16 protein-coding genes are annotated in these 24,409 nt (G+C 72.6%); 6 read left to right on the top strand and 10 right to left on the bottom strand.

Translation table 11 applies throughout. The features are described from left to right. Window positions 1-9: 9 nt before the first annotated feature. The 6 genes from TA3x_RS03415 to TA3x_RS03390 are packed head-to-tail and all read right to left on the bottom strand — an operon-like array spanning window position 10 to window position 5,402. Window positions 10-1,065 carry an AAA family ATPase gene (locus TA3x_RS03415; protein ID WP_435018698.1) on the bottom strand — a complete coding sequence of 352 codons (1,056 nt, stop codon included), beginning with the start codon at window positions 1,063-1,065 and terminating at the stop codon, window positions 10-12. Next, window positions 1,062-2,180, bottom strand: coding sequence for a DUF4350 domain-containing protein (locus TA3x_RS03410; RefSeq protein WP_435018697.1), 1,119 nt, complete (start codon window positions 2,178-2,180; stop codon window positions 1,062-1,064). Before TA3x_RS03410 ends, TA3x_RS03415 begins: the two co-directional genes overlap by 4 nt. Then, the gene (locus tag TA3x_RS03405) at window positions 2,177-2,896 is read right to left on the bottom strand and encodes a DUF4129 domain-containing protein (protein ID WP_435018696.1); all 720 of its coding nucleotides are present in this window, start codon (window positions 2,894-2,896) and stop codon (window positions 2,177-2,179) included. The genes TA3x_RS03410 and TA3x_RS03405 overlap by 4 nt, the downstream gene beginning before the upstream one ends. Continuing rightward, window positions 2,890-3,675, bottom strand: coding sequence for a hypothetical protein (locus TA3x_RS03400; protein ID WP_435018695.1), 786 nt, complete (start codon window positions 3,673-3,675; stop codon window positions 2,890-2,892). Before TA3x_RS03400 ends, TA3x_RS03405 begins: the two co-directional genes overlap by 7 nt. Beyond that, entirely contained in the window at window positions 3,665-4,642 is a 978-nt protein-coding gene (locus TA3x_RS03395; RefSeq protein ID WP_435018694.1) for a stage II sporulation protein M, read from the bottom strand. The genes TA3x_RS03400 and TA3x_RS03395 overlap by 11 nt, the downstream gene beginning before the upstream one ends. Window positions 4,643-4,646: 4 nt before the next feature. Further along, window positions 4,647-5,402, bottom strand: coding sequence for an RDD family protein (locus tag TA3x_RS03390; protein ID WP_435018693.1), 756 nt, complete (start codon window positions 5,400-5,402; stop codon window positions 4,647-4,649). A 298-nt stretch (window positions 5,403-5,700) separates the two neighbouring features. Between TA3x_RS03390 and TA3x_RS03385 the strand changes: the two genes are divergently transcribed. After that, a complete protein-coding gene (locus tag TA3x_RS03385; RefSeq protein ID WP_435018692.1) occupies window positions 5,701-9,963 on the top strand; it encodes a virginiamycin B lyase family protein in 4,263 nt (1,420 codons plus the stop codon). Window positions 9,964-9,996: 33 nt separating this feature from the next. Here TA3x_RS03385 and TA3x_RS03380 read toward each other — a convergent pair whose 3' ends face one another. Next, window positions 9,997-11,424, bottom strand: coding sequence for a hypothetical protein (locus TA3x_RS03380; RefSeq protein WP_435018691.1), 1,428 nt, complete (start codon window positions 11,422-11,424; stop codon window positions 9,997-9,999). A gap of 248 nt (window positions 11,425-11,672) precedes the next feature. Between TA3x_RS03380 and TA3x_RS03375 the strand changes: the two genes are divergently transcribed. Next, window positions 11,673-15,110: a hypothetical protein gene (locus tag TA3x_RS03375; protein ID WP_435018690.1), complete on the top strand. Its 3,438-nt coding sequence runs from the start codon at window positions 11,673-11,675 to the stop codon at window positions 15,108-15,110. Between the two features lie 9 nt (window positions 15,111-15,119). Here TA3x_RS03375 and tsaE read toward each other — a convergent pair whose 3' ends face one another. Then, a complete protein-coding gene (tsaE, locus tag TA3x_RS03370) occupies window positions 15,120-15,608 on the bottom strand; it encodes a tRNA (adenosine(37)-N6)-threonylcarbamoyltransferase complex ATPase subunit type 1 TsaE (protein WP_435018689.1) in 489 nt (162 codons plus the stop codon). 153 nt (window positions 15,609-15,761) lie between these two features. Beyond that, on the bottom strand, window positions 15,762-16,439 hold the full coding sequence (locus TA3x_RS03365; RefSeq protein ID WP_435018688.1) for a macro domain-containing protein: 678 nt from the start codon (window positions 16,437-16,439) through the stop codon (window positions 15,762-15,764). A gap of 555 nt (window positions 16,440-16,994) precedes the next feature. On the opposite strand from TA3x_RS03365, the gene TA3x_RS03360 reads away from it, so the two are divergent. The 3 genes from TA3x_RS03360 to TA3x_RS03350 all read left to right on the top strand — a co-directional run bounded on the left by TA3x_RS03360 (window position 16,995) and on the right by TA3x_RS03350 (window position 20,587). Beyond that, entirely contained in the window at window positions 16,995-17,558 is a 564-nt protein-coding gene (locus TA3x_RS03360) for a pyridoxamine 5'-phosphate oxidase family protein (RefSeq protein WP_435018687.1), read from the top strand. Next, window positions 17,555-18,550, top strand: a complete 996-nt coding sequence (locus tag TA3x_RS03355) for a GNAT family N-acetyltransferase (RefSeq protein ID WP_435018686.1) — start codon at window positions 17,555-17,557, stop codon at window positions 18,548-18,550. The genes TA3x_RS03360 and TA3x_RS03355 overlap by 4 nt, the downstream gene beginning before the upstream one ends. A 63-nt stretch (window positions 18,551-18,613) precedes the next feature. After that, on the top strand, window positions 18,614-20,587 hold the full coding sequence (locus tag TA3x_RS03350; RefSeq protein ID WP_435018685.1) for a hypothetical protein: 1,974 nt from the start codon (window positions 18,614-18,616) through the stop codon (window positions 20,585-20,587). Here the strand turns inward: TA3x_RS03350 and TA3x_RS03345 are convergent. Next, window positions 20,584-23,520, bottom strand: coding sequence for a mechanosensitive ion channel family protein (locus TA3x_RS03345; RefSeq protein ID WP_435018684.1), 2,937 nt, complete (start codon window positions 23,518-23,520; stop codon window positions 20,584-20,586). The two genes, TA3x_RS03350 and TA3x_RS03345, sit on opposite strands and share 4 nt — an antisense overlap. A gap of 229 nt (window positions 23,521-23,749) precedes the next feature. Here TA3x_RS03345 and TA3x_RS03340 point away from each other — a divergent pair, with 229 nt between their 5' ends. Continuing rightward, window positions 23,750-24,385, top strand: coding sequence for a hypothetical protein (locus TA3x_RS03340; protein ID WP_435018683.1), 636 nt, complete (start codon window positions 23,750-23,752; stop codon window positions 24,383-24,385). Window positions 24,386-24,409 lie beyond the last annotated feature (24 nt).

Below are 24,409 nucleotides of genomic sequence, written 5' to 3'. Positions count from 1 at the left end.
ATCCGAGGTTCACAGCCGGGGCACCGGGACGGAGCGGATCAGCTCGGCGAGGACGTCGTCGGGGGTCTGTCCCTCGACCTCGGCCTCGGGGGTCAGGATCACGCGGTGGCGGAGGGCCCAGGGGGCGACCTCCTGGACGTCGTCGGGCAGGGCGAAATCCCGCCCTTCCAGGGCCGCGATCGCCCGGGCCCCCCGGAGGATGGCCACCCCGGCGCGGGGCGAGGCGCCCAGCGAGAAGGCGGGCCATTCGCGGGTCTTCCGCACCAGGGCGGCGATGTAGTCCAGCACACGCCCGTCGACCAGCACCGAGGCGCAAAGCCGCTGGACCTCCAGCACCTCGGCCGGCCCGGTCACGGTCTCCACGTCCTGCCCGAGCCGGGCGTCGGGCCCGGATCCGGCCGTGTGGAGCCGGAGGATGTCCACCTCCTCCGCGGCGGTCGGGTAGCCGGCCATCAGCTTGAACAGGAAGCGGTCGAGCTGGGCCTCGGGCAGGTTGTACGTCCCCTCGGACTCGATCGGGTTCTGGGTGGCCAGCACCAGGAACGGCTTCTCGATCGGGTATCCCGTGCCGTCCACCGTGACCCGGAACTCCTGCATGATCTCCAGGAGGGCGGCGTGGGTCTTGGCCGGGGCCCGGTTGATCTCGTCGGCCAGCAGGAGCTGGGTGAAGACCGGGCCGGGGCGGAACCGGAAGTCCCCCTGCTTCTCGTCGTAGACCGGCGAGCCGGTCACGTCGGAGGGCATCAGGTCGGGGGTGAACTGGATCCGGTTGAAGTCGCAGCCCAGGACCCGCCCGAGGGCGCGGACCAGCAGGGTCTTGCCCAGGCCTGGGACGCTCTCGATCAGGACGTGCCCCTCGGCCAGGAGCGCCGCCAGGACGCCCCGGACCAGGTCATCCTGGCCGACGTAGACCTTCTCGATCTCGACCATCACCCGATCGGCCCACGCGGCGACGGGCCCGGCCGGGACGCCCGGGTCCGGGGCCGGTTCGGGCGCGACCCCGGCCGGCTCCGCCGGGGTGGGGTCGTCGGGGAAAAACTGGATCTCGCTGTCGCCCTGAGTCATGAGCGGTGGGCCCGGGGGGGTGATGGGGAGGACGAAGGATGACGCCAGCGGCGATAGGCGTCCAGCAGGTCTCGGGCGACGTCGGCCCGGCCGGTCCGGGCCAGCAGCCCGCCCAGGGCCTCGGGGTGGGCGGCGGGGCGCTCGATCCCGCTCGGCGGCTCGGGCAGGGGACGCCCCAGCCGCACGGCGCGGGCCAGGGCCGCCAGCAGGCCCAGCACCGCCAGGTGGGCCGCGATCCAGTTGAACGGGTAGATCCCCAGGAGGTGGAACACGCTGAAATCCCCGGACTCCTCGGAGTCCCGGAGCAGGTTGGATCCGTCCAGGAAGGCGATGCGCTTCGGCCCGTCGCCGGCCCAGTCGACCACGCGGAGGGCCAGGGGCCGGCGGGCGGGGTTGATCAGGGCCCCGTTGAGCAGGAACGAGGCGTTGGCCACGACCAGGATGGCGGAGTCGTTGTCCAGGGTCCAGGTCATGGCCAGGGCCCGCCCCTCGCCGTCGGACAGCAGGGGGGTCTCGCCGATGAGCTGGAACGTCTCGTGGCGGGCGATCGCGGCCGCGGCGGCGTCGACCCCCTCGGCCCATTCCCCTTCGAGGGCCGTCGCCACGGCGGGCGGGCCGGGGTCGGGCAGCAGCGAGAACCACTCCTCGGGGTCGGCCGGGTCGGAAGCCTTCGCGGGGGACCGGGCGGCCCGGGCCCGGGCATCGTCGCGGTTCCGCTCGACCTGCCTGATCCACTCCGGCTTCGCATCCGGGGCCTTCGCCGCGAGCATGGCCGACCAGAACTCGGGCCCGGCGTCGTAGTCCCTGGGCACGTAGATGATCCGGCGTCCGGGGTTCGCATCGGCCCAATCCAGCAGCCGGTCCCCTTCCTCCCGATCGGGGGGCCCGGGACGGTGGGAGAACCGGACCAGGACGTCGGCCCAGCCCTCCACGGTGCCGTTCAAGCTCCGCTTCGATCGGACCTCGTGGCCCCGCTGGCGGAAAAGCTCGACCAGGGCCGAGGTCCCGTTGATGCTCTCCCCGCCCGAACGGTCGAACGACTCGTCGACCTTGGCGGGCCCGCATCCCGCCAGCAGGAGCGGGGCCAGCCACACGAACCGGAGGCGCCCTTTCATGACATCCCCCCCGCGGCGGCCCGGCGTTGGAAAGCCTCGGCGTCGGTCCAGAGGGCCGCGAACTCGGCCTCGGTGGGCTCGCGATGGCCGTAATAGTAGGACTCGAACGACCGGAGCGTGGTCGTGGCCAGGGCCTTGAACTCGGCGTCGGCCACCGACCGGACCAGCTGCCGGCCCGTCCGCCCGGGGACCAGGCGGACCAGGCCGAGCCGCCCGAGGGTGAGCAGCTGGTGGGCGAACAGCCGGACCACGGCCGGCCCCCGTTCGCCCCGGTCGCGGAGCCGGAGAGCATCCTCCCAGGGGTCGGCCGAGCCGCCTCGCAGCGCCTCGGGCAGCTCCTCGACCGATCGCGCCCCGCCCGGGCCGCGCGGCCGGCTCGCGGGCATCTCCTCGGCGATCGGCCGGTACTGGATCCAGGAGTAGATCAGCACCCCGATCAGCGCCCCCAGGGCCGCGACCATCGCCGTGATCGGCAGGAAGCTCCCCAGGCCGGCCCCGCCCAGGCCCGGCCAGCGCCCGGACTTCGACGGGATGTCCTCGGGGGCGAGGTCGATCGGGATCGCGACCGGCCGGATCGCGTCCTTCGCGGGGTCGAACCACCGCGGGGCGGCCTTGCCCAGCGCCTGGTTGACCGCGCGGGACGGGTCGGGCGACTCGGCATCGGCGGGTGCGGCCAGCAACGCGACGGCCCAGCCCAGGGCGATCAGGCTCACCACGGCTCGGCCTCCTCCAGGGATCGGCCGACGGCGCGGAGCCGGAGTTCGACCTCCCAGCCCTCCAGACGGATCCTCTGGTCGATGTAGACCAGGAACCGGGCCAGGGCGAAGAACGCGGTGGCGAACCAGAACGGGGCCTGGAACCGGGCGTCGGCCAGGTCGAACTCCTCGGGGATGGCCCAGCTCGGGGTCGACCCCAGGACGGCCCGGAGCAGGCTCCCCCCGCCGATCCAGGCCGACGCGACGAACGCGGCCCCGAAGCCCAGCTCGATCAGGGCCAGGAGGGCCAGCTCGCCCCGGCGGTCGGTGCCCAGGGCCGAGCTGCGGCCGATCACCTTCCACCACCGGTCCCGCTCCAGCAGGATCACCTCGCTCTGGAACGACAGGTACATCGGCACCAGCGGGGACAGCACGCACGAGAACAGCAGGACGGTCCGGAGCACGCACTGGTAGAGGAGCAGGAAGAAGGCCGACCGCAGCAGGGTCAGGGCCACCCGGCCGGGGCGGGGCCTCTGGCCGAACATCATCGCCCCCAGGGCCACCGTCAAAGGCGCCGTGGCCAGGGGCGACTCGAACGCCAGGAGCATCAGGACGGCCATCGGGTTGGGTTCCGACTCCGCCCGGAAGACCAGGGCATTGAGCAGCGCGAACGGGGCGATCCCCGCCAGCGACGCCGCCAGGAGCGTCCCCGGTCGGTGTCGCACCACCACGATGCCCAGGTCGAGCAGGTCGAGCAGGGGCCGCTCGCGGATCTGGATCAGGGTCCGGTCAAAGGCCAACGGCGACCTCCCCCGGGGCCCGGCCGGGCAGCAGGAGGTATGCCACGAGCAGCAATGCGCTGGCCGCAGCGATCATCGCCTTGGCCGAGTAGGGCAGGGCGGAGGCCGACACGAACCCCTCCAGGAAGGCGGCCAGGACGAACAGGATCACCGAGACGCCGGCGATCGGCAGCGACCGGGCCGCCTCGTGGCGGAGCGACGCCGCCCGCGACCGCCCCCGGGTGTCGATCAGCCCCGAGCCCAGCCGGAGCCCCGCCGCGCCGGCGAACACGATCGCCGTCAGCTCGAACGGTCCGTGGGCGGTCACGAAGGTGAAGAAGTTCCCCGCCTGGGGCACGGTCGCCATGTGGCCGAAGGTCGTGCCCAGGATGATGGCGTTGGACGCCAGGATCCACAGGCTCCCCAGGCCGAACAGGAGCCCCCAGGCGTAGCACGACAGGCCGATGCCGGCGTTGTGCCTGATGTAGTAGCCGGCCATCGTCGTGTCCCCGTCCAGGCCCCGCACGCCCTCGACGGGGCCGTCGTACATCGCCTCCGCCTGGTCCAGCGCCGCCTGGCCGAGCAGGTTGGCGGCCATCTCCGGGCGGGCCGCCGCCAGCACGGCGGTCAGCAGGAACAGCCCCCAGAACCAGGCGAAGGCCAGCCGCAGGGCCGGGTCCGCGCGGAGCTGGCGCGGGACCTCGCCGAAGACCACGCCCGACCAGTCCGCCAGCCGGAACCCCCGCGCCCGGTAGACGGCGTTGTGGGCCCGGCCGACCAGCGCGTGGAGGAATGCCACGGTGTCGCGCGGCAGGTCGTGCGACTCCGCCAGCATCAGGTCGGCGCAGGCGGAGCGGTACAGCTCGCCCAGCCGGAGCACGTCGGCCGGGGGCAAGCGGCGGATCCGGCGCCCGTCCAGCCGGAACAGCAGGGTTTGCAGCTCTCGCCAGCTCGATTCCCGCTGAGCCAGCCGGTCGGCGACCCTCATCGCGTCATTCTCCCAGGAATACCCGATGATAGACCGCGCACAGGACGGCGTCGCCCGGGGCGGAGGCGGGCAGGCCGTGGCGTTCCCGGAGCGGCCCGGCCAGGTGCCGGGCGATCTCCTCGCGGCGATCCGCGTGGAACCGGCCGCGGTGCCGGACGTAGTCCGACAGGGCCCGCGCCAGGTCGGGGCCGGCCGCCATCCGCAGCGGCAGGTCCGCCAGGACGGCCGCCACCGCCGGCCCCTCCACCCTCACCATCTCCGGGCCCAGCCGGGGCTCCTCGATCACCACCATGGTCCCGGCGGCCAGGTCGCCCAGCCTCTGGAAGCGCGGGGTGATCGCCATGCAGGCCAGCCCCGGCAGGAAGCACAGGGGCCAGCCGTCGATCGCCCCCACCAGGTTGCGGACCGCCGCCTGCGACCCGGTGATCGGCACCCCCAGGGTGGTCATCACCCGGATGCCCAGGGCCCGCTTGCCGGCGGTCTGGCCGTTGAACATCCCCTCGCAGAAGGCCCCGTAGCCCCAGGTCAGGGCGAAGGCGATCGCCAGGATCGGCCCCATCGCCGAGGGTGTCCCCAGCGACAGCGCCATCGACAGGAGGGAGCCGGCGACCAGCAGGCCACCGATCACCAGCAGGTCGATCAGGTAGGCCAGCGACCGGCGGAACGGGCCGGCCAGGGGATACGTGAACCGGACCCGCTCCGGCGTGATCAGCCGCGCTTTCGCGTCGAGAGGTTCGGCCTCCGGGATCGCGGTCGTCATGGCCATCGGTCGCAGCAGCCCCGCCCGCCCGGTCGGGCCCCGATCCGCCGCCGACGAGGAGGGCGAAACGCTCCCGATCCCGCGGCAATGGACCGGCGGGGGAGCCCATTATCGCGGCCCTCCCGGCCGGGGGCAATGACCCATCCCGGATGCCTCCGGGCCGGCGACCCCGCCCGACCCAGGTCGCCCCATCCTCAAGGTCAACCCGTTCGCATGTTATAGTTCCGGAAACGCCGAGCCCCGCCATCGGCCCGCGAGGCACGACGCCCCGGAGCCCTGACCCGACCGGGACCATCCGATGAAGACGCCTGCCCGCCCCTCCCTGCAGCCACGGCCCCGCCCCGCGAGGCGGCCCGGGCGTCCCCGCCGGATGCCGTTGGTCGAGCCCCTGGAAGGACGGCTGCTCCTGGCGTCGATCAACGAGTTCGGCGCCGCGGCCGGCCTGGTCGGGCCGACCGCCATCGTCGCCGGGCCCGACGGCAACCTCTGGTTCGGCCAGTCGAACGGCGTGATCGGCCGGATCACCACCGGAGGGCAGATCACCCAGTTCTCGGCCGGGATCTCCGACGCCCCCATCATCGCCGGGATCGCCGCCGGGCCCGACGGCAACCTTTGGTTCACCGAATACGACACCGACCGCATCGGCCGGATCAGCCCGCAGGGCGTCGTCACCGAGTTCGACCTGCCGTTCACCGCCTCGATCAGCAAGAACCCCGCGGGCATCACCGCCGGTCCCGACGGCAACCTCTGGTTCACCGAGCAGAACGCCAACGCGATCGGGCGGATCACGCCGGACGGGGTGATCACCGAGTTCCAGCAGTTCGACGTCCAGTATACCCCGACCGCGATCGTGGCGGGGCCGGACGGGAACCTCTGGTTCACCAACGTGGCGCGGGACTCCATCGGCCGGATCTCGACCCAGGGGGTGTTCCTCAGCGAGACGAGCACCGGCATCTCGCCCGAGGCGGGGCTCGGCGATCTCACCTTCCGCACCGACGCGGCCGCCTCGACCCTCTACGTCACCGAGTCGGATCTCGGCTCGATCGGCGTGGGCGCCGCCGCCGACCTGGGGGCCGTCGCGGAATTCTCGACCGGCAACCAGGGGGGCCGGCCCGCAGGGATCACCGTCGGACCCGACGGGCGGGTCTACTTCGTCGAGGCCCGGGGGAACAACGTCGTCCGGATCGGCGATCCCGCCGGGCCCGCCACGCTGACGCGGTTCCCCCTGCCGACCGCCGCGCAGACGCCCCTGGCCATCACCGCCGGGCCCGACGGCAACCTCTGGTTCGCCGAGTACGGGGACTTCGAGACCGGGGACGGGGGCCGGATCGGCCAGCTCGTCCTGCCGACCGGCATCGCCCCCATCAGCGGCTCCAACCTGGAGGTCTTCGCGGGGCAGTCGGCGCCCCGGATCTACGCCACCTTCGGCACCCTCTCGACCGCCACGGTCCCGGCCAACTTCCTGGCCACCATCGACTTCGGCGACGGCACGACCGGCGCGGGGACGATCGTGCAGGCCGGCCCCGGCCAGTTCTCCGTGGTCGCCTCCCACGCCTATCCCGCGGCGGGGACCTATGTCGCCACGATCACGATCGCGACCGACGCCGGGCCGGCCGTGCCGGTGACGTCCGTGGTCCTCGCCGTGCCCAGCTTCAGCGTGACCGGGGCCAACCCCTCCGCGATCGCGACCGCCCCCCTGGCGGCGACCTTCGCCACCTTCACCGACCTGGTCACGGGGACGACCGCCGCCGATTTCACGGCGACGATCGACTTCGGCGACGGCACCGCCGGCAACGGCACGATCCGGGAGGTCGCCCCCGGCCAGTACGCCGTGGACGCCACCCACACCTATTTCGCGGCCGGCACCTACCGGGTCGGGATCGCGGTGTCGAACGCATTCGGCACCTCCCGCGCGGTCGGCTCTGTCGCGGTGACCAGCGGCATCGCCGCCCAGGGGTCGAGCGCGAGCGTCAACGCGGGGCTGGCTACGCCGATCACCTACGCCTCGTTCACGTCCCAGGTCCCCGGCGGCGTCGCCGGCGACTACCTGGCGACGATCGACTTCGGCGACGGGACGAGCGGCCCCGGCACGATCCTCCAGATCGGCCCGGGCCAGTTCGCCGTGGTCGCCTCCCATGCCTACCCCCAGCCCGGGGACTACACCGCGTCGATCGCGGTGGCCAACCGCAACGCCACCACGCCCCCGGCCTCGCCCGACTACGTCCCCGCCCCGCCCGACGCCCCGGCGACGACCCTGATCACGGCCTACGCCGCGCTCGCCGCGTCGGGGGTCTCGTTCACGACCCAGGGCAACCAGCCGTCCAACTCGACCTATGCCTTCTTCGTCGATGCCACCCCCGGCCGGACGGCCGCCGACTACGCGGCGCGGGTCGACTTCGGCGACGGCACGTCCCGCGCGGGGACGATCCGGCAGGTCGGCCCCGGCCAGTACGCCGTGGACGCGGACCATACCTACGCATCGATCAACCCCAACGGCAACACCACCTACCTCGCCACGATCTTCGTCTCGGCCGGGTCCGGGCCAGAAGTCCGGGCCGATTCGATCGTGACGGTCCTGCCCCCGCCCCCCTCGCTCAGCACGATCGTGACCAACACCAACGACTCCGGACCCGGGTCGCTCCGCCAGGCGATGCTCAACGCCAACATCCTCCCCGGCCCGGACATCATCACCTTCCAGCTCCCGACCGGGTACGTCCAGACGATCCGCCCCGCGTCGCCGCTGCCCGACCTGACCGACACGACGATCGTCGACGGGAAGAGCCAGTCCCGCTTCATCCTCGACCTGTTCGGGCCGCCGCTGATCGAGATCGACGGCCGGTCGCTGCCGGGCGGCGCGGCGGGGCTCCGGCTCGCGGACGGGACGCGTGATAGCCGGATCATCGGGCTGTCGATCTTCGGCTTCTCCGGCCCGCAGATCGCGCTGGATGGGTTCGGCACCTTCGTCATCGGGAGCTACGTCGGCCTCCGCTCCGACGGCTCGGCCCCCGACCTGTCGGGGGTCGAGCTGGCGGCCCCCGGCATCCTCGTGCGGGGGGCGAGCGCCCACATCGGGGGGTCGGGGCCGGGCGAGGGCAACGTGATCTCGGGCAATCGGGGCGCCGGGGTCGAGGTCCGGAACGACGTGCCGTCCGGATACGGGGGGCAGAGCACTCGGTTCCTCGGCAACATCATCGGGCTCAACCCCGCCGGGTTCGCGGCCCGGGGTAACGGCGGCGACGGGATCCTGATCGGGTCCCGGGCCGACGGCTTCCAGATCGGCGTGAGCAACGTCGAGATCGGCGAGGGCAACGTGATCTCGGGCAACGGCGGCAACGGCGTCTCGCTGGCCGGCACGCTCGCCACGAGCATCTCCGGGGCGTTCATCGGCACCGACGTGACCGGGACCCGGGCGATCGGCAACGCCGGGGACGGGGTCAGCATCGGCTTCCGCTCGGCCTTCACCACGATCGCGGCCCCGCCCGGCGGGCGGCCCAACGTGATCTCGGGCAACGGGTCGGTGGGCGTCTCGGTCCAGGGCGGGTCGATCGGCACCCTGATCGCGAACGCCCTGATCGGCACCGACGTCAGCGGGACGGCCGCCGTGGGCAACGGCAGCTCGGGGATCCTGGTCACCGGCGGGGCCTCGGCCCTGATCGGCGGCCGCAACGTGATCTCGGGCAACGGATCGGCCCGCGCCGGCGCCGGGATCTGGATCGAAGGGCCGGAGACCTCGAACGTCATCATCAGCGGCAACTTCATCGGGACCGACGTCACGGGCCGGCGGAGGCTGGGCAATGCCACGGTCGGCATCCTGATCAACGGCTCCCGCAACAACCTGATCGGCGGCATCCAGACCAGCGGGGAGCCGTCCCGCAACGTGATCTCCGGCAACGGCCAGGTGGGCGTGATGATCTCGGGCGAGGGGGCCACCGGCAACGAGGTGACGGGCAACCTGATCGGCACCGACGTCGACGGCAAGGCGGCGATCCCCAACGGGCAGGTCCTCGACGGCGAGATCGTCGGCGCCGGGGTCTACATCAACGGGGCGTCGGGCAACACGATCGGCGGCGTCGAGGGATTCGCCCGCAACGTGATCTCGGGCAACCTGGCCGACGGCATCACGATCTTCTCGCCCCAGGCGTTCGATAACCGGATCCTGGGCAACTTCATCGGCACCGACCTCGCCGGGACGGCCCGCCTGGCCAACGGCCGGGACGGGATCGTGATCCGGCAGGCGCCCAGGAACCAGGTCGCCGGCAACGTGATCGCCGGGAACCGGCGGGACGGCGTGGCCCTCAGCGGCCGGCTCACGGTGGGCAACCTCGTCGCGTCCAACGCCATCGGCGTCGACGCCTCGGGCCGCCCGCTGCCCAATCGCCGCCTGGGTATCCGGTTCCTCGACGGGGCCCTGAGGCGACGCAACCAGGTCCAGGAGAACAGCCGGATCCCCGGCTCCCAGCCCAAACCGGCCCGTGCCCCGGCGAAGGTCGTCCGGGTGCGGGCCCGGGCCGAATCGTTCGGCGGCCGGGGCCTGGCCGCGATCCGCCCGGCCCGGGGCTGAGCCCCGCGGCGCGGGATCGAACCGCCCGGCCGATCAGTTCCCGATCAGCGGGAACGCGGCCGGGCGGGTGCGGTAATTGCCGCCGAACCGGATGTTGAGCTGCAGCGCCAGCTCGGCGTTGAACGGCTTGGGGCCGGTGACCGGGGTGATGTAGGCGGCGCTCAGGTAGGCCCGGCGGTGCAGCTCCGCGTTCACGCCGAAGGTCAGGTTCAGGACGTCGGGCGTGGTGGCGACGTCGTCGGGGTTGAAGTAGCGGTGGTTCAGCGGCGTCGAGAGGTGGGCCTCGATGGTCGGAACGATCGCCGTGAGCAGCCGGCTGGCGTCGTCGGAGCGGTAGGCGTAGACGCCCAGCGCGACGTCGTTGAACAGCATGGTCACGTCCTGGGACATCGTCGGCACGGCGATCGCCGAGAACCCCTGGATGAAGAACCGATCCCTCGCGAACACGTAGCCGACGAACGGCTGGATCTGGGTGTCGCGGAAGTAGCTGTAATACTTGTTCCCGGCGAATCCGCCCGGCCCGGTCGGCGCCGTGACCTGGAGCCCCAGCGAGAAGAAGGTCCGGCCGGTGTCGTAGATCGCATACTTGCCGATGATCGACAGGTCGCCCAGCGCCGTCTTGGATCCGCCCAGCCCCGCGTATTGCGGGTTGCCCGGCCGGACGTTCTGCGAGATCGTGTCCAGCGGCAGCCGCAGGCCGAGCGACGCCTTGCCGTCGAGGAAGGTCTTCTCGAGCCCGAACAGCTGGTGGTAGACCTGGATGTTCTCGACCGGCGACCCGAGCCTCTTGTTGATCGCGGCGCCCATGTCGTCGAAGTAGTTGAACGAGTAGTAGATGCGATCCTGGGGCCGGGGGCTCTGGTTGTCGGAGATCTTCAGCCCGGCCAGCTTGTAGATGATCGCGGTCGTCCCGTTGGGATTGGGGACGCCCCGGCCGTCCTCCCCCGCGCCCGGAGGGGGCAGGGGGGTCGGCAGGTTGGGGAACTTGGATCGCGCCGCGCTGGCCTTCACCGAGGAGGCCGCGCGGAACGACGTGAAGGGCTGGTAGTCGCCGATCACCCCCGGGGGGGCCGCCGCCACGCTGGCGTTGCCGCCGAGTCCGGGCGAGACCCCGCCGGCACCCCCGTCCCCGCCCCCGGCATCGCCGCCAATCGAACCATCCGCCAGGGGCGAGACGTCCGAGCCGGGGGCAGTCCCCGGCCCCCGCCCCGCCGCGTCGTAGGCCTCGGACGCCCCCGCCTGCGGCGGCCGTCCCGCCCCATCGGCACCGCCCGGGGCCATCCCACCACCGCCGCCGAGCGGATCGCCGTAGGGGAATTCGCCGCCCGTGCCGGGCGCAGATCGGCCCTGCGCGCCCGAGTCGTTCGGGATCGTCTGGGGGGACTGCGACCACGCCGGGCAGGCCCCGATGATCAGGGTCGCGGCCAACGCCGCCGGACACTTCGAAAACATCCTCGGCATGGCCCGGCCTCTCTTCGGGAACCCGATCCCGCTCGCCGATTGGGTCGAAAAATGGGATTCTGCCCTCTTTATCGGCCGCACCCGAGCTTTCGCTTGCACCTTTCAATCGCGATGCCCAGGATGAGCTTAAAATGAGCGTGGGAGGAGTTGCGAGGATTCATCGTTCGGCGCCATGCCCCGGGTCACGACCCGAGGCGACCCGGCGTATTCGAGGCGGTTCCTGCACGATCTCCGATGGGAATGCTCCGATGCTTATCGCGGCGAAGGGTCGGCATCTCGGTGCCTGCGGGCTGATGGCGGGGCTGGCGATCGCGTCGATCGCCGCGACGGCCGGGGCCCAGGCGCCCCGGGGGTTCTTCACCGAGCCCAACCTGATCCTGGCCGGCACCGGCCACTCCGCGCCGGTCCGGTCGCTGATCTTCACGACCCCGACCGGCTCGCAACTGCTGTCGGGCGGGCTGGACAAGCAGGTCCACGCCTGGAACCTCGACGTCGACCGCTCCCGCCCCGCGCGGACGCTCCGCCCGCCGATCGGCCGCGGCGGCCGCGGCGCGATCCAGGCGATGGCCCTGTCCCCCCGCCCCGACGAGCGCGGCCAGCGGATCCTGGCGGTGGCCGGCCGGGGCGTGCTGGCCAACGGCGGGGAGATCCTCCTGTTCCGCTACCCGGGCCTGGACCCGCAGGGGACCGGCGAGATCGATGCGCAATTGCCCGTGCCGGCCCCCGACGGATCGGCCGTACCGGGGCATACCGACGTCGTCAACGCCCTGGCCTTCTCGCCAGACGGCCGCTACCTGGCCTCGGCGAGCAACGACGGGACGGTGCGCCTCTGGGAGGTCGCCCCCCGACGCCACGTCGCCGCTCTGGTGGGCCACGCCGGGGCGGTCAACGCCGTCGCCTTCACCCCGGACGGGACGCGGGTCGTCTCGGGCGGAGCCGACGGCGTGCTCCGGGCCTGGGGCGTCGCCAACCCCGGCCCGCCCATCCTCCAGGCACCGCCCGAGGCCGAAGCCCCGGGCGCCGACCCGCTGGCCCGGATGATCCTCGCGCTGGCCGTCAGCCCGGACGGCCGCTGGGTCGCCGTCGGCCGCGAGGGGGGACGCCTGGTCCGGTTCGACGCCGCGACCTTCGCCGAACGGGCCTACCTGCCCGAGGCCGGATTCCCCGGGGGCACGACCGGCCCCGTCGAGGCGCTGGCGATCAGCCCGGACGGCGCCCGCCTGGCCACTTCGGCGGTCGTGTCCAACCTGGCCGGTGCCGCCGACGCCCCGACCGTCGCCTGCGACATCGCGATCCGCTCGATGCCCGACGGCCGGGTGATCGCGCGGGTCGCCCGGACCACGAACCTGGCCTACGCCCTGGCCTTCAGCCCGGACGGCCGGCGCCTGGCGTTCTCGGGCGGCGACGACCAGGCGATCGAGGTCCGCGAGGTGGCCGATCCGGCCGCGCCGACCGACCCGATGCGGGGCGACGGGTCGAGCCTCTGGGACGTCGGCTTCCGCGGCGACGGCCGGGCGGTCCGGTTCGCCCGGGAACGGCCCGCCCGCCCCGGCGCGGCGGCCGTGTACGACGGGTTCGACCTGAACGAACGGCACTTCCTGGACGACGCCGGGCCCGGCACCTATCGCCACGCGTTGGCCGCCGACCAGGGCTGGACGATCGCCCCGGTCGACCAGTACACCCTCCGCGCCAGCAACGGCCAGGGGCCGCCGACGACCCTGGCCCTGGACCGGGCCACCGACCTGCGATGGTGGTCCTACACCGTGGTCCCACCCGGCCCCGGCCGGCCCTCGCCGATGGCGGCCGTGGCGTGCGGCGACGGCGTGGCCCTGTTCACCCTGCCCGGCGGCGTGCGGACCCGCCAGCTCGTCGGCCACGGCGGCTACGTCTACGCCGTGGCGGCCTCGCCCGACGGGCGATGGCTCGTCACCGGCTCGGCCGACCAGACGGTCCGGCTCTGGCCGCTGCTCGGGGCCGATCGGACCCCGGCCTTCGGGGCCCGGTTCGAGAAGGCCCCCGAGGGCGGTTGGAAGGTCGCCGAGATCACCCCGAGCGGGTTCGCCGAGGGGGCCGGCCTGCTCGCGGGCGACATGATCGAGGAAGGCTTCCTCGGCCGGGCGGGCCACAAGGGGGCCGACCTCGACGCCTTCTTCGCGGCCCTGGATGCCCAGCCCCCGCAGGTCATGATCTCGTTCTATGCCCGGCGGACGGGCGTCGCCGATCAGGTCAGGGTCGGGGCGACCAAGCGCGATTCGCCGGCCCTGACCCTGTTCCCCGGCCTGGACCGCCAGTGGGTCGTGTGGACCCCCCAGGGCTATTACGACACCTCGGCCGCGGGCGACCGCGACACGATCGGCTGGCAGACCAATCGCGGGACCGCCGCGCGGCTCCAGGCGGGCCTGTACGACGCGATCGCGCGGTTCGAGCCCCGGTATCGCCAGCGGAGGTCCGTGCAGCCCAACGTGATCGACCGGCTGCTGGAGACCGCCGACCCCCGCGCGGCGTTGGCGGCCCTGATCCCGCCCCCGCCGCCCGAGGCCCCGAACGCGCCGGCCGCCCCGTCGAACAGCCGGCTGGAAATGCTGGCGATCCTCCCGGCCGAACCCGCGCCCGTCGATCGCCCGGCGGCGGTGGCCGGGCCCACGCTCGCCGTCCGATACGAGGCGGCCGCGGCCCAGGGGGCGGCCTTGCTCCGGTCGCTGTGGGTCGAGGTCAACGGCCGGAGGGTCGCCGACCTCCTCGCCGGCCCCCCGGTGCCGACCGCCCAGGGGCTGCGCGAGATCCCCGTCGACGACGCCAGGGTCGGCCGCGTGACGCTGGTCGCGGTCGACGAGAAGGGGGTAGAACGGACCCAATCCCTGGACGTGGCCAGCCAGGCCCCCCCCGCGCCCGCACGCCGCCCGGCCCGGCTGGAGATCATCGCGATCGCCGCCGATCGGTTCGCCGACGCCCGCCTGCCGGCGATCCCCCGCGCCGAGCGCGATGCCCGCGACCTGGCCCGGTTCCTGGGCCGGCACCTGGTCGATCCGACGACCGGCCGACGATTCGACCCCGATCGGGTCCGCACCCGCGAGTTCCTCGGCGACGGGCTGGCCTCGTCGCCGCTCCTGGCGGCGTTCGACGAGTTCCGCGCCGGGGCGGCCCCGCCCGGGCCCGGCGACGTGGTGGCCCTGGTGATCGAGTCCCACTACCTCGACATCCGATCCCGGCCGCTGATCGCCTCGGCCGAGGCCTCCGCGAGCGATGACCCCACGCCCCCCGCCCTCTCGGCGGGCGACCTCGCCGGCCGGCTCGGCGACCTGGCCCGGCTCGGCTGCCGGGTCGTGGTCCTGATCGATGCCGTCCACAAGGTCGAGGTGCCCGGCTGGGAGAACGACGTCGAGGACTGGATCCGCCGGCTCCAGTCCGAGTGCAAGGTGGCCGCCCTCGTCGCGTCGGACCACGGCCCCAGCCTGGCCACCGGGATCGACCACCGCGCCTTCGCCCAGGGGGTCCTGGACGTGCTCAAGGCAAAATCGGCGGGCCGGCTCCGCAAGCCGACCGACGTGATGACCATCTTCGACGCCCAGCGGACCATCGTGGACACGGTCCGGTCCTCCACCGGCCGCCGCCAGCACGTGCAATGCTACCTGCCGGAGATCCTGCCGCCGCAGGCCCCGTTCCTCGACCCCGACCTGCCCCGGTAGCGCGGGACGCTACGCGGGCCGATCGAGCAGGGCGGCCAGTCGCACCGCGTCGGGCCCCTCGATCCGGGCCAGACGCGAGGCGGGGCCGGTCGGTTCGAGCCGGATCCACCAGGTCCCGCGCGGGAGGCGGTCGGCGACCAGGTCGGCCCATTCGATCAGGCAGACGCCTTCGCCTTCGGACCAGTAATCCGAGGCACCCAGGGCATCGAAGGCGTCGGCGTCGGGCAGGCGATAGGCGTCGAAGTGGAAGACGGGCAGGCGGCCGTCGTACTCGTGGATCAGCACGAAGGTCGGGCTGCTGATCGCGCCGGGGTCCACCCCCAACGCCTCGGCCAACGCCCGGACCAGCCGGGTCTTGCCCGCCCCCAGGGTGCCGACCAGCCCCACGACCGTGCCCGGCCCGACCAGGGTGGCCAGGGCCTGACCCAGCCGGACCGTCTCGGCCTCGGCCTCCAGCCCGATCTCCATGCGGTCGGGCCCACTGATCTCGATGCGCATCGGTCGATCCTGCACGATCGGGGCCGGGACTCGGGGCGACTCTCCCGGCCGACCTCCCAGAGAGGACGCGGGATCATCGATCATCCCGCACGTTCCTACCCGATCGGAGGCCCGCAAACCAGGCCAACGGGCTCCAGGTCCGGTCGGGATCGTTCACGACGACCCCTTCCCGCCACTCATGACGAAGGGGGCCTGCGCGGGGTGAAGGACGGACATCCAGCCTCCGCCGAGGATCATGTCGTGGGCGGCCCGCAGTTGAACGGCAGACTCGTCGGCGGCCATCCCGCCGATTCCGGTCCCGAGCCCGGGCACGGCCACGCTCCCGATTCGCCGGGCTCCCGACCGGTTGTGGTCGAGGACGGCGGCGAACGCAGCCCGCATGGCCAGGTAAGCATTGATGGTCCCGTCCACCCGGCCCGGCACCCTCATGGTGGGGGCCACGACGAGGAACGGGAACCGGCGCGTCGCCATCTCCAGGATGGCCGCCGAGCCGACCGGCAGCTCGCCATAATGGTGGTTGGCGATCCGTGCCAGGACGGCCGGCTGGGCATCGCCCCGGTAGAAGGCGTCGATCTGCTTCTCCACCCCTCCGTCCATGTAGCCGAAGCTATTGGCCGGGCTGACCAGGGCATCGCAATCTAGGGCGAGCAGGTCCCCTTCCAGGACCTCGACGCCCCCGACATCCCGGAACGCCACGGCGAGGGCTCGTGCCACGTCGGGGTTCCGGTCGCACAAGCTGACCCGCAAGAGGTCGGCGGCGAGTCCCCGCCCGAACGGCTTGTGCACCGTCATCCGCATCCTCCTCATCGATCGGGCCAGGGCTCGGAGCATCGCTCGATCCGCTCGGACGGGGAGCAACCTTCGCGCGGGTATGGATCCCGCTCGACGGGGGCCGGGACTCGGGGCGACTCGCCCGGCCGACCTCCCCGGGGAGCCGGTGCGGGATCCTCGGACATCCCGCACGTTCCTAACCGATCGGAGGCTCGCCAACCAGAGCACCGCATGGCGGGGGCTGCCGACGGGCCGAGGAAATTCAATAAGGCTGGAATTGCGGAGTGTCGTAGGAGATGCCGCGATGGACCCCGGCCATGTCGGAGACGAAAATCCGGGCCAACCCGACGTGATCGACGGGCTGCGAGAAGATGCACATCGGGCAAATGTCCCCACTCGCCTCGTGGGCCGAGTCCTGGATGGAGGTGGTTCGCCAGGATAGCCCGCCGGGCGGCGGCGTCGCCATTCCATTCCTGGTGGCCCTCGGGCGAACCGTCGGAGGGCGGCCGGCATCCGATCCGGGCAGGGTCGGGGCATTTTCGGTACGATCGATCGGCCGGGACGGCGTGCCGGCTTCAATCCCGCCCCAACGGGGCGCCCTGGGTCAACGACGCGATGAGCAAGGTCTACGAGCGGCTGGACGATCGCCTGGCGAAGTTCATCGGCAACCAGCACGTCTTCTTCGTCGCCACGGCGCCGGACGCGCCCGACGGCCACCTGAACCTGTCGCCCAAGGGGCTGGACTCGTTCCGGATCCTGGGGCCGACGTCGGTCGCCTACCTCGACCTGATCGGCAGCGGCGTGGAGACGATCGCCCACCTCCGCCAGAACGGGCGGATCACCCTGATGTTCTGCGCCTTCGACGGGCGTCCGCTCATCGTGCGGCTCTACGGCCGGGGCCGGGTGGTCGAGCCGGCGGATCCCGAGTGGGACGGCCTGATCGCGGGGTTCCCGGAATATCCCGGAGTGCGCTCGGTGATCGTCGTGGACCTCGATCGGATCGCCGACTCGTGCGGGTTCGCCGTGCCCCGGTACGAGTACATGGGGGAGCGGTCCCAGCTGATCGACTACGCCAACAAGAAGGGGCCCGAGGCGATGGAGAAGTACAAGGCGAAGGAGAACCGGCGGAGCATCGACGGCATCCCCGGCCTCCGCTCGCTGGGGGAGGGCGGCCGATGAGCGGGATCGACCCGAAGCTCCGCGTGGTGGACGCCGAGGGGGCGGGGCACCTCGACGAGGCCCGCCGGCTGTTCCGGGCCTTCGCCTCCGAGTACGATCGCCTGGTCGGCAAGGTCTTCGCCGTCCAGGGGTTCGAGGCCGAGGTGGCCGGGCTCCCGGGCCGCTATGCCCCGCCCTCGGGATCGCTCCTGCTGGCGATGGACGGCGACGTCGCCGCCGGTTGCGTGGCCCTGCGGGACCTGGGCGACGGCACCTGCGAGATGAAGCGGCTCTACGCCGACCCCGTCCACCGGGGCCGGGGCGTGGGCCGGTTGCTGGTCCGGGCGATCCTCGACCGTGCCGGGGCCATGGGGTACCGGCGGATGGTGCTGGACACCCTGCCGGAGATGGCCGGGGCCCTCGCCCTGTATTGGGAATACGGGTTCGTCGAGGCGGAACCCTACTGGGACCACCCGGCCGGGCACGCCATCTTCCTGGGGCGGGAAATCGTGGGAGGCGGAGCGATGGGTGATGCGATGCTGGCGGAGTTGGTGCAGTCGGACCTGGCGGCCTATTTCGAGCACCTGGGCGCCCGCGTCGAGCGGCTGGCGCGGATGCTGACGGCGGACGAGTTGTGGCACAAGCCCTTCGGCTTCGGCAACAGCGTGGGCCGGATCGTGGCTCACCTGACCGGCAGCCTCCGCCACTTCATCGGGGCCGAGATCGCCGGGACGGGCTACGTCCGGGACCGGCCGGCGGAATTCGCCGAGGGGGACCGGCCCGACGCCGACGCGCTGCTCGCCCCGTTCCGGGCGACGATCGCGATGGTCGTGGAGACGCTCCGCTCGCAGGGCGAGGCGGGCCTGACGACGCCGATCACCCATTGCGGCGAGCCGATCCGCGACCGCTTCGGGCTGTTCCTCGTATGCGCCGGGCACATCAACAACCACGTCGGCCAGATCACCTATCTCGTCCAGGCCCACGGGCACGCGCTGGACGAGAAGTCCTGGTGATCGGCCCCGGGCCCGTCTAATCTACGGGGCGGACGGACGGCCCAACCCTCTGTGGATCGGACGATGAACAGCGTGAGGCTCTACAGCAACGGCACGGCGGTCATCTCGCGGGACTATCCCTTCCGGGGCGAGGAATCGCTCCGGATCGCGATCCCCGTCCGCCGCGACGACCTCGACGACGTGGTCTCGTCGCTGGCCGTCTTCGGCGACCTGGCGATCGTCGGGCCGCCGACCTACACGCCGACCAACGCCGAGGACACGTCGCTGGAGATCGACCCGGCCCACGCCCTCCGGGACCTGGCGACCCGGATGGCGGGGGCCTCCGTGGAGGTCGAGGCGGGCCCCGTCTACGCGGGCCGGCTGGTCGGCCGGCAGCCCTACCGCCGCGAGTCCGAGCACGGCGTGGTCGAGCAATATCGGCTGGTCATCCTCACCGCGAAGGGGATCCAGCAGGTCGACGAGTCCTCGATCACGGCCCTCCGGTTCGCGGACCCGGCGGTCCAGGCCGAGGTCGACCGGTCCCTGATGGCCAGACTGGGCCGGATCCGCCCGGACAGGAGCGAGGTCGCGATGACCTTCCGGCCCCACCCGGGGGCCACCGTCGCCACGGTGACCTACGCCACCCCGGTCGCCGCCTGGAAGATCCGCTACCAGTTGCGGATGGCCGCCGGCAAGGCCGAGCTGGACGGGCAGGCCGTGGTGGACAACGACACCGACGACGACTGGTCCCACGCCCTGATCACCGTGATCACCGGCGAGCCGATCACCTTCTCGACCGACCTCGCCGAGATCCGCCGCCCGGCGCGTGGCCGGGTCAACGTCGTGGCCGATCGCGCGGCCGGGGCCGTCATCGCCTCGCCGGACTTGCCGCCCGCCGTGGGGGAGGCCTGGTCCGACGACGCCCCCGCCGCGGCCGCGTGCGCGCCCATGATCCTCTCGAAGCGTGCCCCCTCCTTCGGCGGGGGCACGCTCCGGGACGCGGGCCGCACCGAGAAGGCCCGGGCCAAGCAGCCCGCAGCCGAGGCCCGGGAGAGCGGCGACTTCAGCATCTTCACCTCGCCCGAGCCGATCGACGTGGCCGCCGGCCGGTCGGCGATCATCCCCCTGTTCCGCACCGATGCGGGCGAGGCCCGCGCCTGCCTCCTCTACCGGGAGCGCGACGACCCCCGGCGGCCGTTCCGGGCGGTCCGGTTCAGGAACCCGGCCGCCTACGCGCTGGGCCGGGGGGTGTGCGAGGTCTTCATCGACGGCGACTTCCGGGGCAAGTCCCTGCTGGAGTCGGCCGGGCCCGGCGAGGAAATCCTGCTCGTCCACGCCCGCGAGAACGGCGTCCGGGTCTTCCGGGAGGACCACGACCACGAGACCCGCCGGATGGCGATCCGGATCTCCGACGGGATGGTGGTCAGCGAGAAGCTCCACCGGCGGCGGACCTCGTACCGGATCGGGAGCACCCTGCCCGAGGCGCTCCCGCTGGAGGTCGAGCATCCCCGGGATTCGGCCGATTCCCGGCTCCGGGTCGACATCCCCGGCGGGGACGGCCACGAGGAGTCGGACATCCCCGGCGGCGTGCGGATTCGCACGCTCCTGGCGGCCGGGGGATCGATCGCGATCCAGGTCGTCGAGGAGTCGGTTGATCGGCGGGAATACCGGCTGGAGGAGTCGTGGTCCTGGCTGTCCGCCTCGCTGATCTCCTGGGATGGCCCGGCCGGCCCCGACCCGGCCCTTCAGGAGTGCATGGACGCCCAGCGCCGGGTCGACGACCTGGAGGCCGAGATCAAGGAACTGGAACAGAAGGCGAAAGTCCTGGCCGACGAGCAGGCCCGGCTGATCAAGCTGATCCCCAACGGCCACGCCGAGCAGGCCAACGCCTGGCGGACCGACCTGGCCGAGGCCGAGGCGGAACTCCGCCAGGCCCGGCGGTCGGCCCTGCCCAAGCTCCGGGCCCGCCTCAAGGAGGCCCGGAGCGAGCTGCAGGAGGCCTTCGCCCGCCTGCAGTTCGTCCGCGAGGAGCCCGCCCAGGCCGACGGCCCGGCCTAGCCGTTGCGGGGCCGATGGGCCTCGGCGCGGTCGCGGCCCAGGTGCATCGGGGCGGGGGGGAAGGCCCGGGGCATCTCCCCCTCGCCGGTGAAGTGGAGCGTCTGGGTCGGGAAGGCGATCCCCACCCCCAGGCGATCGGCCTGGGCCAGGATCTCGCGGCAGAACTCGTCGCGACAAGCCATCTCGTCGGAGAAGTTCGCCACCCGGAAGTAGACCTGCACGAACAGCTCGACGCAGCTGGTGCCCAGCCCCCCGAGGTGGATCTCCACCTTGTCGGCGACGAACCGGGGATGCCCCTTCGCGAACGCCCGCAGGGCATCCCGCAGCGCGATCAGACGCTCCGCCGGGGTCCCGTACTCCAGCGAGACGACCGTCTTGAGCCGCCGGCAGGTGCGGGCGGCCCGGTTGTCGATCATCGCCGAGGCCATCACCGAGTTGGGGATCGTCAGCAGGGAGTCCTCGAAGGTCCGCAGCCGGGTCGATCGGAATCCGACGCTCTCGATGGTCCCCTCCATCCCCTGGACCGCGACGTGCTCGCCGATCCGGAACGGGTGCTCGCCGATCAGCAGCAGCGTGCCGAAGAAGTTCTTGAGGGTGTCCTGGGCCGCCAGCGACGCGGCCAGGCCCACCAAACCGAGGCCGGCCAAAAGTTGGGTTAGCGTCTCGCGGCTGCCGATCAGGTAGACCTGGCAGGCCACGGCCACCACCAGCGCGGCCAGCTTCAGGCCGTTGGCGGCGGTGGGCACGATCATGTCGCTGAGGCTGCGGCGGTCGTGGAGCCGCTCGTCGCGGGCGTAGAGGATCATCCCCAGGTCGATCAGGCGGATCGCGGTCCAGCCCATCAGCCCGATCCAGATCACCTTGACCGCCGGGATCGTCACGCCGACCACCGCCGAGGGGAGGTCGAGCAGCCGGAACTGCTGGAACAGGCAGAACAGCCCGAGCTGCAGCGACAGGGGCCGCAGCTTGGGCCCGACCAGGGAGCGATCCAGCCCGAAACCGCCCCGCCGGAGGATCGCGCAGGCGATCGCCTCGATCGCCCGCAGCCCCACCCAGGCCACCGTCAACGAGGTCAGCAGCGCCAGGGCCAGGCCGATCCACTGGTAGAGGTCCAACCCCGGGGCCGGGCCCCGGAGCCAGGCCGGCAGCCTGCCCCGGATCCAGAGCGAGGGGACCAGGGCGGCCATCGCGGCCTCGTGGCCCCCGCCCCCCCTGGCCAGGGCCGGGGCGATCGGCCGATCGGCGGCGTCGCGGTACATGGCCTCGATCCGCGCCACGGTCTCGCGCGAGAACTGCCAGTCGCCCCGGCGGGGCTCCTCGGCCCGGCGGGCCAGGTCGATCCGGCCGAGCGGGCCCCGGTAGTAGTAGTAGCGGGGGCCGTCGGCCTCGGCGGGGATCTCCTCCAGGGCCACCCGGCCGATCCGGTCGAGGACCGACTTGAGCTTGAAAGCCAGGACCGGCCCCATCTCGTCGCGGGCCCCCTGGGCCACGCCGTCCAGGTCGAGGCAGCGGGCCGCCAGGTCGAGGTCGCCGGCGTTGGTGGCCTGCAGCAGGGTCCGCATCGACTGCTGCGCCGAGTGGAAGTTGGACCGCCGCTCCCGCGCCGACTTCTCCTCGGGCGTCAGCCGCTCGAACAGGTCGGGGACGCGCGACACGGTCTCGCGGTCGAACCGCCAGGCGCCGTCCTTGCCCCGGGCCAGCGTGACCTGCCATTCGGAGTCGCGGCCCAGCACCAGCGGGTCGGCCTCCCAGGTGTCGGCGATCGTCATCAGGTCGACGTGGAGCCGGCGGAGGACCGCCTCCAGCTTGGCGGCCGTGCGGAGCCCGACCCCCTGGCGGACCTCCGGCGCGACCGAGTCGAGGTCCAGGCAGGCCAGCAGCTCGCGCGACCGGTCGGTGTCGAACTCCAGCCCGTCCATCGCCTCCAGGAAGGTCCGCATCGCCTTGCGCGGCGACCCCAGGCCGGCGGGCACCCCGGCCGGCGCCGGCACCCGGGCCTCGCGGCCGGCGACCAGCACTTCCTCCCCGATCACCAGCCCGATGGTCGCGAACCGGGGGTCGGGCTGTTTGGGGCGGAAGCCCTCGACCAGCGCGTCGAGGTTGCGCAGGCTCCCGCGGGTGAACAGCCAGGCGTCGGTGCCTTCGGGCAGGCGGATCCGCTCCATCATGATCCGGCCGCGATGGTTGGAGTGCCAGACGTAGCGATAGCCGTCGGGGCTGTTGGGCACCTCCTGCGAGAACATGAACCCGCACCGCTGCATCACGAAGGCGAGCTTGCGGGCCATCTGGGCCCCCTCCGCGGCGCGGAACTTGGGCGGGATGTCGCGGAGGTCCAGGCACCGCGCCGCCGCCGCGAAGTCGCGCCGGCCCATCGCCGCGCCGACGAAGGTGCGCATCGTGGCGTTGGGGTCGGTCCGGCCCTCGGCCAGCTTGGACCGGGCCTCCTGGGCCTCGCGCTGGCCATCCGAAGCGATCCGCCTGAGTCGGCCGATCCGCCCGACCGTCGCGGCATCGAACCGCCACAGTCCGTCGGGCTGGCGGGCCAGGGCGATCGGGTGCCCGCCCACCTCGTCGAGCACCACCCGGTCCCCTTCGGGCCGGTCCGGGACGCTGTAGAGCGGGATGGCCTGGCGGTTCAGGATGAATTCGAGCTGGTGGGCCAGCAAGGCCGCGTCCCGCTCGCGCATCTCGGGGTCGAGCTCGTCGAGGTCGAGGCAGTCGATCGCGTTGGCGATCAGCCCGGTCGAGCGGTCGTAGCCGGTGATCGCGAAGTAGAACGTCTCCAACGTCTTGCGCGGGGTCGATCGGTCGTTCCACCGCGCGGCGTCGTCGACCTTCTGGCCCGGCGTCGCCGGCGCCTGGCCCCGGGCCGGCGGGGAGCCGAGCGCGATGGCGATGAGCGTGAGCGAAGACAACGTCCTGAAGCGATTCATGATGCGCCTTCCTGGCTGGCTGCTCGTGTCGCTCCGGGGGGGCCGATGGACCGCCCCGGCTGAGTCGGGCGAGGATACCCGTTCCGCGGAACTCGGCAAGGCGGATCTATCGAAGAACTCCGGTCCGATCCGCCCGGGATTCGCGACCGAATCGCCCGGCGGCGGCGGTCGCCCCGTGGACGGGCCCATCCGGGCCGACGATAATACGGCCCGGATGGGAGTCCCGATCATGTCCGAGCCCGAGCCCGACCAGATCCAGTTCGCCTGCATCGGCTGCGGGGCCCTGAACCCGATGGACGCCGCGACGTGCTCGGGTTGCGGGCATGACTTCGGACGGCCGCCCGCCCCGGCGTCGCCCGGGTCGACGGGCCCGCTTCCCTCGCGACGACCCATCCCGGCCCCGAACCCCTACGCCCCGCCGACTTCCGACCTCCATCGCCGCCCGACATTCCGGATCGGCACGGCGATGATCGTCGTCGCCGTGATCGCGGTCGGCCTGGGGGCCTTCGCGGCCGACGAGGCCCTGGGGATCGGCCTGTCGATCGGGCTCATCCCGGCCACGATCCGGCTGGCCTGGCTCTCCAGCCGGGGTGATGTCGGCGGAAGGGCGATGCGGGCCGGCGATCTGGCCCTAGCGTTCATCCTGACCTTCGTGATGTCCTACCTGATCCTGATCGCGTCGGTGATCGCCTTCGGGGTGACCTGTTTCCCGTTCGGAATGGTCAGCCAAAATATCGTGGTCGGCGTCGTTGCCGGCGGGGTGGCGGCGATCTTCGTTGGGATCAAGCTCACCCGCGCCACGCTGGCTGCATCCCGCCGCACGGCCGAGGCGAATTGGCACGACTCGCAAATCCACTGGAAGTAACCCGGCCGGGCGCCGGGGAAGGGG

Source organism: Tundrisphaera macrotermitis (assembly GCF_051175315.1).
In the GTDB taxonomy this organism is placed as follows: Bacteria; Planctomycetota; Planctomycetia; order Isosphaerales; family Isosphaeraceae; genus Tundrisphaera.
This window is presented reverse-complemented; position numbering and strand designations above follow the sequence as displayed.